Annotated in this window: 11 protein-coding genes and 1 tRNA gene; 4 read left to right on the forward strand and 8 right to left on the reverse strand. The window is 35.0% G+C overall.

Annotated features, from left to right (window positions below):
* The first annotated feature begins 20 nt into the window (after positions 1–20).
* Positions 21–671 (forward strand): 50S ribosomal protein L9, encoded by a 651-nt coding sequence (gene rplI / locus HMPREF2660_RS01920; protein ID WP_070485459.1) that lies wholly within the window; start codon positions 21–23, stop codon positions 669–671.
* Positions 672–1340: 669 nt separating this feature from the next.
* Here the strand turns inward: rplI and HMPREF2660_RS01925 are convergent.
* From HMPREF2660_RS01925 to rlmH, 5 genes are all read right to left on the reverse strand, one after another.
* Positions 1341–1667 (reverse strand): hypothetical protein, encoded by a 327-nt coding sequence (locus tag HMPREF2660_RS01925; RefSeq protein ID WP_070485460.1) that lies wholly within the window; start codon positions 1665–1667, stop codon positions 1341–1343.
* A 167-nt stretch (positions 1668–1834) separates the two neighbouring features.
* On the reverse strand, positions 1835–2767 hold the full coding sequence (locus HMPREF2660_RS01930) for a ribonuclease Z (RefSeq protein WP_070485462.1): 933 nt from the start codon (positions 2765–2767) through the stop codon (positions 1835–1837).
* Between the two features lie 9 nt (positions 2768–2776).
* The gene (rdgB, locus tag HMPREF2660_RS01935; RefSeq protein WP_070485464.1) at positions 2777–3352 is read right to left on the reverse strand and encodes an RdgB/HAM1 family non-canonical purine NTP pyrophosphatase; all 576 of its coding nucleotides are present in this window, start codon (positions 3350–3352) and stop codon (positions 2777–2779) included.
* Positions 3343–4164, reverse strand: coding sequence for a CPBP family intramembrane glutamic endopeptidase (locus tag HMPREF2660_RS01940; protein ID WP_013598677.1), 822 nt, complete (start codon positions 4162–4164; stop codon positions 3343–3345). The genes rdgB and HMPREF2660_RS01940 overlap by 10 nt, the downstream gene beginning before the upstream one ends.
* Entirely contained in the window at positions 4157–4630 is a 474-nt protein-coding gene (rlmH, locus tag HMPREF2660_RS01945; RefSeq protein ID WP_013598678.1) for a 23S rRNA (pseudouridine(1915)-N(3))-methyltransferase RlmH, read from the reverse strand. Before rlmH ends, HMPREF2660_RS01940 begins: the two co-directional genes overlap by 8 nt.
* Before the next feature lie 33 nt (positions 4631–4663).
* On the opposite strand from rlmH, the gene HMPREF2660_RS01950 reads away from it, so the two are divergent.
* Positions 4664–5650 carry a YihY/virulence factor BrkB family protein gene (locus tag HMPREF2660_RS01950; protein ID WP_013598679.1) on the forward strand — a complete coding sequence of 329 codons (987 nt, stop codon included), beginning with the start codon at positions 4664–4666 and terminating at the stop codon, positions 5648–5650.
* 9 nt (positions 5651–5659) lie between these two features.
* Here HMPREF2660_RS01950 and HMPREF2660_RS01955 read toward each other — a convergent pair whose 3' ends face one another.
* Positions 5660–6529, reverse strand: a complete 870-nt coding sequence (locus tag HMPREF2660_RS01955) for an ion transporter (protein WP_013598680.1) — start codon at positions 6527–6529, stop codon at positions 5660–5662.
* A gap of 48 nt (positions 6530–6577) precedes the next feature.
* Here HMPREF2660_RS01955 and HMPREF2660_RS01960 point away from each other — a divergent pair, with 48 nt between their 5' ends.
* On the forward strand, positions 6578–7474 hold the full coding sequence (locus HMPREF2660_RS01960) for a TIGR01777 family oxidoreductase (protein ID WP_070485466.1): 897 nt from the start codon (positions 6578–6580) through the stop codon (positions 7472–7474).
* 473 nt (positions 7475–7947) lie between these two features.
* Here the strand turns inward: HMPREF2660_RS01960 and HMPREF2660_RS01965 are convergent, their stop codons facing one another.
* Positions 7948–8928, reverse strand: a complete 981-nt coding sequence (locus HMPREF2660_RS01965) for a long-chain-fatty-acid--protein ligase (protein ID WP_013598682.1) — start codon at positions 8926–8928, stop codon at positions 7948–7950.
* Positions 8929–8946: 18 nt separating this feature from the next.
* The gene (locus HMPREF2660_RS01970; protein WP_013598683.1) at positions 8947–10593 is read right to left on the reverse strand and encodes a Na/Pi cotransporter family protein; all 1647 of its coding nucleotides are present in this window, start codon (positions 10591–10593) and stop codon (positions 8947–8949) included.
* Between the two features lie 231 nt (positions 10594–10824).
* Here HMPREF2660_RS01970 and HMPREF2660_RS01975 point away from each other — a divergent pair.
* Positions 10825–10898: transfer RNA gene (locus HMPREF2660_RS01975), tRNA-Thr, on the forward strand.
* Positions 10899–10962 lie beyond the last annotated feature (64 nt).

Raw genomic sequence — 10962 nt, forward strand, 5'->3', positions numbered from 1 at the left:
AAACCTAAAAAAGATAGATCATGAACGTAATTTTAAAACAAGATGTAGAAGGTTTAGGTTTTGAATTTGAAGTAGTTTCAGTAAAACCTGGATATGCGCGCAACTTTTTAATCCCACGTGGTTTGGCAATTGTAGCTACACCGAAGAACGTTGAGGAATTGAATAAAGTGTTAGAAGCTCGTAAAGCAGAAGAAGAAAAATTAGTTGCTGCAGCGAAAGAAAAAGTTGCAAAACTAGATAGCTTAGAAGTAAAAATCGAAGCAAAAGTTGGTTCTGGAGATAAGTTATTTGGATCTGTAAACAACGGAGATTTAGCGGCTGCATTACAAGCAAAAGGAGTAGAAATCGAGAAGAAGAATATTCGTATACCTGGAAACACAATCAAGCGTTTAGGGAAATCTGTTGCAAAAATCCGTTTTCACCGCGATGTAGAAGTTGATTTTGAATTTGATGTTGTTCCGGATGCAGCGTCTATTAAGGCAGCAGAAGATGCAGCGAAAACAAAAGCAGAAATGGCTCGTTTAGATGCACAAAAAGCTTTGAAAGCACAAGAATCGAACGAAGTAACGTTCAACTTTGACAATCCTTTACGCCCTAAAGTAAAAGAGGAGAAAAAAGAAAAAGTTGAAACTGTAGAAAACTCAACAGAGGAAACTGCATCAGAAGAATAAACCAAAGTTTATATATCTTTTTAAAGTCCGGTCAATTTATTGATCGGATTTTTTTGTGGCTTTTTATGTCGTGAAAATAAAATATTTTTATACCAAATGTTTATTTCAAACTCATACTCTTCTATTGCATAGCAATAATACTCCTCAAAACTCAGACCGCGGGTAAAGTTGAAAAGATTCTGAAAAAAGTAAAAGAAAATTCACCAATGTTTTTAAAATCTAAGCTATACTTGAAGTTTTAATGGTGAGAGAAATATATAGTATACATTCCCACTAGTTCAGCATCTAGAAACAAGAACTTTTGGTAGATACTGAAAATGCATTTGTTTCTATAAATAAAAAAAGAAGAGTCTGGCAATCTAGTTAATAAATATTTCCAAAGATTCTTTTGCTGGAAATGGGAAATAATTTTTCTTAAAATAAAAGTTATCTAAAAATCTAGCCATAGAACTGCGACTAAAATTGGAAAACAAAAGGTATTAATTAATTTTTTGCAAGCAATGTAAACTATTTAAAATAAGACTATTGTAGTTTATAATCCACAGTGCTATCTGAGCGGATTGGTAAGGGTAACAGGCAATGTCTATATGGTAAGATTCCTATACAGGCGAAATTGCATAGTCGACAACCATGATAAAACAGAAGTAGCTAAGAAATAGAAACCGTACACTAATGCTCTGTTAAATAATAAACAGACACCCGAAAACCTTCGTTGATCAACGAAGAACTTAGCTGAACATCTAACCAAATCGAAGCGTTGTTGTGCATTTCTTTCTGTATAGTGTGACTTAAGGTAGCAATATCATTCATCGTAATGCTATAGTGCTCATTGACCTCAATAACAAGGGCAATGTATTCTAGAATCGCTTTATTTTGTTTAACTTCTCGAAAAAAAGAGATCATTTCATTTTTGATGTGATATAAATTTCCTGTAAAAGTCGCTCTTAAACCAAATTCTATAAGGTAGCGCTCCACGAAGTCAACTTCTTTTTTCATTGAGAGTAATTTTACCCAAAACTAATTTTTTGAGCAGTCAAAACATGTCGCTTAGAAAAAATATCGTGCAAAAAAAGAGATAGAAAAGGTGTAAGTAGACTTCAATAAGAAAATCAATGAGCATAGAGGGGCGGCTATACCTGCTCTACGTTTATGTAAGATATTGATTATCGTCTTCCTTTAGGGCCAATACGAATGGTTTTTAGAGTTTCTGGCAACTCAGTAGCTTCGAAAATCGGCTGTGCCTCTTTTAAGAAAACAGAATAATCATCGTATCGATTAGAGAAATGTCCTAGGATCAATCGTTTGGCATTAGCTGCCTTGGCAATCATAGCGGCTTCTTTTGCGGTCGAATGCTTCGTAAAATCTGCCAAATCTTTCAGATCATGCAAAAAAGTACTCTCATGGTACAATAAATCTACATTCTGGATAATAGGAACTATATCGGGTTTGTAGCACGTATCCGAACAATAAGCATAGCTATAGGTTTGTGGCGCATCAAAAGTAAGGTACGAATTGGGAATAATTTTTCCACTTTTCAGGATAAAATCTCGTCCGTTTTTTAGGTTCTGATAATCGCAAACTTCTATTTCATCAAACTCACTAATTGCATCAGGATTTAAGCGTCTTGGTTTTGATTTTTCTTGAAAAAGATAACCGTTGGTATAAATACGATGATCGAGCGGAATGGTTTTTACAAGTACTTTATCATCTTCGAAAATCACTTTCGATTCGTTGCCTTCTAATTCATTAAACAAAATCGGGAAACCGTGGTAAGAACCCGAAAGTCTCATCTGAATAGTGATAAACTCTTCGATTCCCTTTGGTCCATGAACTGTGATAGGTTTTTCTCGACCAAGCAACTGAAAAGAGGATAGTAAACCAATTAAACCAAAAACATGATCACCATGCATATGCGTAATAAATACATGGTTGATTTTACTGAATTTCAGCCTTGCTCTGCGTAATTGAACTTGTGTTCCTTCTCCGCAATCGATCAGAAAATAACGCTCAGAAATATTAAGCACTTGTGCACTTGGATGAGAGTTGGTAGTTGGTAAGGCAGAATTGTAGCCCAATATGGTTAGTTCTAAGGCCAAAGTATAGCTTTATAAGTTTTCTGTAATATAATGAATTAATTTTTGTGTTGCAATGCTTCGATGACTGATCGCATTTTTCTCTTCGGCCGACATTTCTGCAAAAGTATAATCAAAACCACTCGGGCGGAAAATAGGGTCGTAGCCAAAACCTTTGTTTCCTTTGTTTTCATTCATTATTTCCCCTTCAATTCTTCCTTCAAAATAATGAACCTCATCGTTGATCATCAAACAGAAAACACTAATAAAATAGGCTTTCCTATTGCTAATACCTTCTAATTCTTTTATTACTTTTGCAATGTTGTCTTCACTATTTTTGGTACCTGCATATCGAGCAGAAAAAACTCCTGGCCGACCATTCAATGCATCGATTACCAAGCCAGAATCATCAGCAAATACAGGTTGATGAAATTTCTCGTAAATGGTTTTGGTTTTGATGAATGCATTTTCTTCGAATGTATTACCGGTTTCCTCTATATCATCATGAAAGTTGAGGTCGGTAAGCGATTGTAATTGAATCGTCTCGGGAAGCAGCGCTTGTAGCTCTTTAAGTTTATCTTGGTTATGGGTGGCGAAAATTAATTCCATAGATGTTTTATGTTTTTTTTACTTAGAAAATAGCCAGCTATTAAGCTGATGATTAAACTGATAAAAACAGGTGAAAGCGAACTACTTTCGATAATTTGTTCGTCCATTTGCTTGTATTTCATCATCATGATAAACGAAAAAATATTGTTTGCAGCATGAAGGAAAATTACCAAAAGTAAGGATTTTGTTTTGTAATAAATGAAGCCGAAAATTATCCCTAAAATTCCTGCTCCGATAAACTGCCAAGGATTGAGATGGGCGGCACCAAAAATAATTCCACTTACTAGAATTGCAATCCAAGGCGACGTGCCAGAGTTTAGAATTCCTCTTAGGATAAAACCTCTAAAAATTATCTCCTCTAAAATCGGGGCTAAAATACAGACGGTTATGAAACCAGCAATTTTATAATTGAGCATCTGAAGGAAGCTGCTTTCAAATGTGTTGTATAAATCTTGAAAGATCTGGGTGTCAGTCGGCACCAAACCAGTAGACCACTCTGCAAAGGGAAGTGCAAAGATAAAACAAAGGAATCCTAACAAAAAATTAATAGGTTTGGTCGGATAAATCAGCCAATCTCTAACGGTGTTTTTGTCTACATGAAACCAACCCATCAGTAAAATGATTGCACCTCCTGTCCCTGTAAGAAAGGCTAATGGTAAAAGAAAATGAAATAAAAACGGATAAAAAAATGTTGGCCAAATCACCAAACTTTGTCCTATTTGGACTGTAAAGGTTACGGCAAATCCTACCAAAAAAGCATAATATGCAGAGAATTTGAGTGTTTTTATTTGGGGCAGCTCGAATTTATTCATGATGATAAGGTTTGTTTTGCAAGATAGTAAATGCACGATAAATTTGTTCGGTAAGAAATAAACGAACCATTTGGTGCGTAAAAGTCATTTGAGATAATGATAATTTTCGATTGGCACGTTGATAAAGCCGATCATCAAAACCATAAGGACCTCCAATCACGAAGATAAGCGTTTTCACTGATTGGTTGAGGTCGTTTTGCAATTGTTGTGCAAAGTCTGTCGAGTTGATTTGTTTTCCTTTTTCGTCGAGTAATACAACCAAATCTCCTTTGTTTATGCGCTGTAGAAGTAAATCTGCTTCTTTAGATTTCTGTTGTTCTATTGTGAGCGTTTTTCGGTTTTTGATATCAGCAAGCTCGAGTCGCTGGTAGTTGATATAGGTAGGAAATCTTTTTTCGTATTTTTGTAGAAGTTGTTCGATGGCTTGCTCATCTGTTTTTCCTACACAAAGGGTGAAAATGTTCATAGAATAATCAATAATTTAGCAAAAATAAATCTATTGTCGAAATTGAAACAAAAAAATAGGCTAAAAAGGCTCATCGTTTGGAGTAAACGTAAACGACTGAAACAGTTCTCGAATATTCCTTTGTACGATTTGCTAAAAGTTTTTTGGATCAGGGTGATGAAGGGGAATTTTCCTGTTCGTTCGGGAGCAATCGCCTGGACACTGTTTTTTAGTCTGTTTCCTTTTATTCTTTTCCTTTTTTCTTTGTTGCCCAAAATACCACATTATGAAGAACTGAAACTTTTACTTTTTCATCAGTTTTTACCCCAAATCATACCCAACTCTATTGGTAAAGAAGTCATCGGATATATTGATATTACGACGCAGCAACAAGAGCAAAAATCGGTGAATTGGTGGTTTATGATTTTTACCATTTTCATGTCATCGAATGGTGTGCAGGGAATCATAAATGGTTTCAATGTGAGTTATCAAGATGTTTTTATCAAAAGAAACAACAATAAACAGCGTTTGATTTCCTTGATACTAACCATTTTCTTCACTGTGTTTCTCATCCTACAATTGACGTTGTTGTATTACACTGGCATCATTTGGAAATATCTTGCCGAGACCAAATTCTTCTTCGATTTATCAAAAAGTTCTCGACTGATCAATATGACCAGTGTGATTATGTTCTATTTTTTATCGATGTGCATGTTGTACCATTACGGGCCGAATAATCAAGATAAATCGAAATCTACCGTCGTGCCAGGAGCAGTGCTATCAACCCTTCTTTTTATTACTACTTTGTTCGGATTCAATGTCTATCTCAAACACTTCAATAATCTCGATTTACTTTATGGTTCTTTGGGATTGGTGATGCTGGTGATGATTTTTGTATATGTCAATGTAATTATTTTATTGGTAGGATACGAATTGAATATGTCACTGACGTATGCCAAAAACTACTCGAATATGAATAAAATACAGAAAAATAATTTTATCGAATTGAATCTAAAAAAGGAAACCAATTCTCAGTCCTAGAAAGACAACCTAAGGGTTGAGTAAATGCCCGCAAGTTTTGCAATAAATAGAATTATCCAAATGATAATTATCGCCACAATATCTGCAAACATCTGTGTTGGTTGGGATATGATCGTTTTCTTTAGACGCACGAGCTATTTCTTGCGACATAATTCCTGCAGGTACAGCAATAATACCATAACCCAAAATCATAATAATAGAAGCTAGAAAACGACCCAAGCCCGTTACAGGAGCAACATCTCCGTAACCTACAGTTGTCATGGTTACGACTGCCCAATAGATACTGATTGGGATGCTTGTGAAGCCCGACTCTGGATGGTTTTTTTCTATCGCATACATAAAAGAGCCCAATACCACAACGATAAGAATAACAAAAGATAAAAAAACTATTATTCTATCTTTACTTTGCTGCAAGCTTCTTAGAAGAATGTTTCTGTTTTGCGTGAGCCCGGTAAGATTAAAAATTCGTAAAATACGGAATAAACGAAGAATTCGGATGCTTGATAAATATTTACTATTCGGGAAGAAAATCCCGAAATAGAAAGGAAGGATACTCAGTAAATCGATAATCCCATAAAAACTAAAAACATATCGTAAAGGTTTTTGTACGCTGTATAATCGTAGTAAATATTCGATGGTAAAGAGAATGGTAATTAACCATTCCGAAACAACTAAAAAAGTATGATAGCGAGCATTGAAAGTCGGAACTGACTCTAGTATAACCAACGCTACACTAAGAATAATCAACAATAAAAGACTAAGGTCGAATAGTCGACCATAGGGCGTATTGGCTTCGAAGATAATCTCAAATATCTTTTTCTTTAGTTTATTTTCTTCGTCTTTGTCGAGTTTTTTCAATCGGAAAATATTCCATTTCATGCCCACAATCTCTTTATAAAGAGCTAAATTAGATAAAAAATATCGAATATGAAGATCTTAGTTTCGGGTGGAACAGGTTTTATTGGTAAGGCTCTAGTAGAATATTTACGTTTAAAAGCTCATGAAGTTCGTATTTTGCAACGTTCGTATCCAAAAGAAGACTTTTATTGGGATGTAGAAAAAAATATTTTTGATGAAAAAGCAATGCATCAAATCGATGGCATAATCCATTTGGCAGGTGCACCTATTGCAGAACCTTGGACTGGTTATTATCAAAAAGTTTTGTACGAAAGCCGAATCGATACAGCTAATTTTCTATTAGAAAAAGCCAAGGATTTTTGTCCAGATTTATCCTTATTTATCTCAGCCTCAGCAATTGGTTTCTATGGCAATGAAGCTACGGATAAAACCTTAACAGAAGAAAGTGAAGCAGGAGAAGGTTTTTTGAGTAAACTTTGCGTTGCTTGGGAGGCTGCTGCAGATCAGTTTCACGAGATAGGGGCCCGAGTGGTCAAAGTACGTACGCCTGCCGTATTGAGCAAAGACGGTGGTTTGATCAGGGTACTGAATAAGGTTTTTCGGTTGGGTTTAGGGACGAATTTAGGGGATGGAAATAATTATATGCCTTGGATCCACTTACAAGATTTGTTGCGTGTGTATGAATTTGCTCTGATTAATTCTTCGTTAGATGGTGCGGTAAATGCTGTTGCTGATGAGCAGATAACCCAAAATGAATTCAATTTGGTTTTGTCTAGAGAGATAAAAGCTCCTTATTTTCTACCTAATATCCCCGAATTTGTTGTGAAGAGAATACTTGGCGAACGTAGCGCATTGGTGCTAGATGGTTGTTTATTATCGAACATGAAGCTGAAGAATCTTGGTTTCCGAATGCAATATCCTAGAATTGAAGAAGCAATGAGAACAATATTCATTTCTGAACATTGATAGTTATTTCGGCCTTTGTTTTGGATAATTGTGTTAAAGAAAATAAAAAAAAGAAAAAGGATTAAATACTAGATTTAATCCTTTCCTCATCAGTTTTTCCTCTATTGTGTTAATTAAGAAGCCATTCTAAATTTATTAGAAATGATTTCTGTAAGTAAAATTAAACATAATTTTTACATTTCCAACTTTAAAGGTAAAGAAAATGTTAATTTGTATTGGATATAGATACGTAAAGATAGAAAAGATGCTTGCTTATTCTAAATTCATCAATTTTCTATCGTATCAATGTTGAATATTTGATAATTTTTCTTAATAAAATTAACTGCAGTAAAGAGGTTATTCTACTAGGATGTTTATATAAGTGAAAACTTTACTTTGGCTGATAGAGAAGGAGTTGCTAGAACAAGAAAAATAAAAAATAATCAACTCTTTATGGAGTAATCTGATAATTTTATCGTGTACTACAATCGAAATTAGACCACTAATAAGTTGCATCCTCTAACATCAGAATGGTCGAATCTTCCTAATATTTCGAATGTTCTAGAAGATTTTTTTCTGCCCAAATCGTCGGTTGCAATAAAACTACACGAATGGAAATTTGCTAAGTCGATTACATTTACCCCACCAGTTTTTCCTTCTTCTACGAATGTAAGTGGGTCCTCGGTTTCACGAATCAACAAATGCATCCAGTTTGGTGTTTCGAAGAGAGCTTGTTCTCGCATGTATGCTTGCGAAAGTAACTCTGTCATTCCGTATTCGGAATGAATGTTTGGTGTGCCGAAACCTTTTTTGAGAATCGAGTGAAGTTCTTGTCGAGTAATTTCTTTTTTCCGACCCTTCATACCGCCGGTTTCCATAACAATTGTACGAGAGAGCTGCATCGGATATTTCTCTACAAAGTCGAGTAGGGCAAAAGAAACGCCAATCAGGATAGCATTTTTGCCTGCATTTTCACACGCCAATAAATCGCGGTGCAATTCATCATGATTATACAAATAAAAGCCGCCAAAGGAAGAGTCTGCTTGTTGTGTCCAATATTCTACCATGTCGATTAGTGATGAACCGTTTCTTTCTAGATAAGATGGAAGCAGGGCGAAAATGCAATAGGTAGACAAATCACCATAGAAGTGATGAAAACATTTAGACAAACTATGATGGTACAAAGCCAAATCTGCAACCAAATGTTTGCTCGTATTTTGCCCAGTTGTTCCAGAGCTTGTAAATATTTTTTCTGGAAGAAGTTTGTTTTCTATTATCGAATATTGTTTGAAAAAACGAATTGGCAAAAACGGAATTTCGTACAAATCAGAAATATTTTTGGGGTTCACTTTCATCAGCTCTACAAAATCTCGATACACTTGCACATGTTCTGCCTGATGACGAAAAACTGCTAAGGCTTTTTCTTCGAATTCAGAAAAATTTTTTATATCGAAAATAGAATACGGATCCATCATTGTACAAAGGTACGAAACTTAGTCTTTGGTCAACGCCATATTTGCCTTGTAAATATGATCGCCGATATATTCGTAGTTTTGTATCAATTCTTTGTAATATAACGCACTTAATGTACCAAGTTTATCTTTTTCGATGCTTTTGATAAGGTCTGCTTCGGCAGCTTTGTATAACCGATTGATGTTGTGTTCTATTTCTCGAGACTTCTCTATGTCGATTTCATTGTTAGGCGAGCTTAAATTCTGAAACAAAAAAGAAGTTGCTAAGTTGAGTTCTTGTTGCATTTTCGACATATGAATGCGCAAGTTTGGCGTAATAAAACTGTTGCTTTTTCTTCTTTTGTTATGGATCATCGTCATCTTGATTGCAATATCGCTAATGCTCTCTAAATGATGACAAATAACCATCAGTTGATTGATTCTTCTTGCCTTGCTTTCGTTGATGTCTAGGTTGTAGATTTTCATGAGAAAAGTCGTAATTTCTTCTTCGATTTCGTCACTTTCGTTTTCTAGCATTAACACTCTTTCTTTAAGAATCTTAAACTTTTGATCATCACTTTCGGTTATCATCCTACCCAAGGTTTGGATTGTGCGTCTACTTATTGCAGCCAGTCTCAAGATATTTTTGGTTGCGTCGTTGAGGTAAAGATTAGCATTGTTACCGTAAGGCACTGTAATGAAATTCATTCTCTCAATCGATTTTGATTTTGCTCCCAAAACCTTACCGTGTTTTTTGTTGAAATATTCACTTATCGGATTCAGAAATATCAAAGCTATAATTGCCGTAATGGCATTAGTTATCGTATCAAAACTAATCAGTAGTATGCTAGAATTTGATATGTACTGCTGTAAAAAGGGTATGATATAAGGAACTATAAAGAAAAATAATAATGCACTCGCAATATTGAAATAAGTATGAAAATTAGCAACAATTCTTGTAGATTTATTACCGATAAATGAAGCTAGTTGTGCAGTAAAAGTAGTTCCGATATTAGCACCTAAAATCATCATTGCTGCTAACTCTAGTGGCAATCCCTTGTCGACAAGTAGAACCGAAATAGCAATCGATGCCGATGAAAAATGAATTACCAAGGTAAGGATTAGACCAAAAATAATAAACAATAAATAACGAGCATAAATCCAGCTATAGTCGGTGTACAGGTAAGTTTGCAGAATTTGTATATCGGTAATATCGGGTAAAAAAGCTTTGAGGAAATAAAGGGCAAAAAAAATCATAGTGAATCCGATCATTACCCCGCCAATTAATCGCCTGTTTCTATTGTATGAGGTATAAAAAGGCACTGCAATAATAAGTAAAGGCAAAGCCAAATAAAGCAAATTGAACTGTAGGCCTGCAAAAATCAACCACAACGTAAGAGTTGTGCCTATATTTGCGCCGATAATTAAACTAAAAGCTTTTTTGAGATTGATAAGACCAGCATTGACAAAACTCAAGAAAAAAATACTCGCAGCAGAAGACGATTGTATCGATGTGGTGAAAATTGTACCAGTAACAAAGGTGGTAAAATTGTTACGCGTTAATTTATTTAGGGTGAGTTGAAAACCATCACCAGAGATTGCCTGTAAATTATCACTCACCATTTTCATGGCATAGATAAATAGCGCAACAGCTCCCAAAACTTGTAATATGATGAAGAGTATTTGCATTTTGATAAATGTTTACAAAATTAAGGTTAGCAATGTAAACTCTATGTTAATCTTTGCTGCTGAAGAAATTTGTGGAGTGTTTAAGTTTTAAGGCTTTGATTATCAAACTCTAAAAATAGAGTTGGAAAAATGTCATAAAAAAAGTATCTCAAGTATTTGCAAGATTCAAAAATCAGCACTAATATTGCACCACGAAAAACGAGAAGTTCTTAAATATCAAGAATTACTTTTGCCGATATAGCTCAGTTGGCCAGAGCACGTGATTTGTAATCTCGGGGTCGTGGGTTCGAATCCCTCTATCGGCTCAATGTAAAGTAATGCAAAATTACCCTTTTGGGGAGATACTCAAGCGGCCAACGAGGACGGACT

Origin of the sequence: Weeksella sp. HMSC059D05 (genome assembly GCF_001809725.1) — a bacterium.
GTDB classification, from domain to species: Bacteria; Bacteroidota; Bacteroidia; order Flavobacteriales; family Weeksellaceae; genus Weeksella; species Weeksella virosa.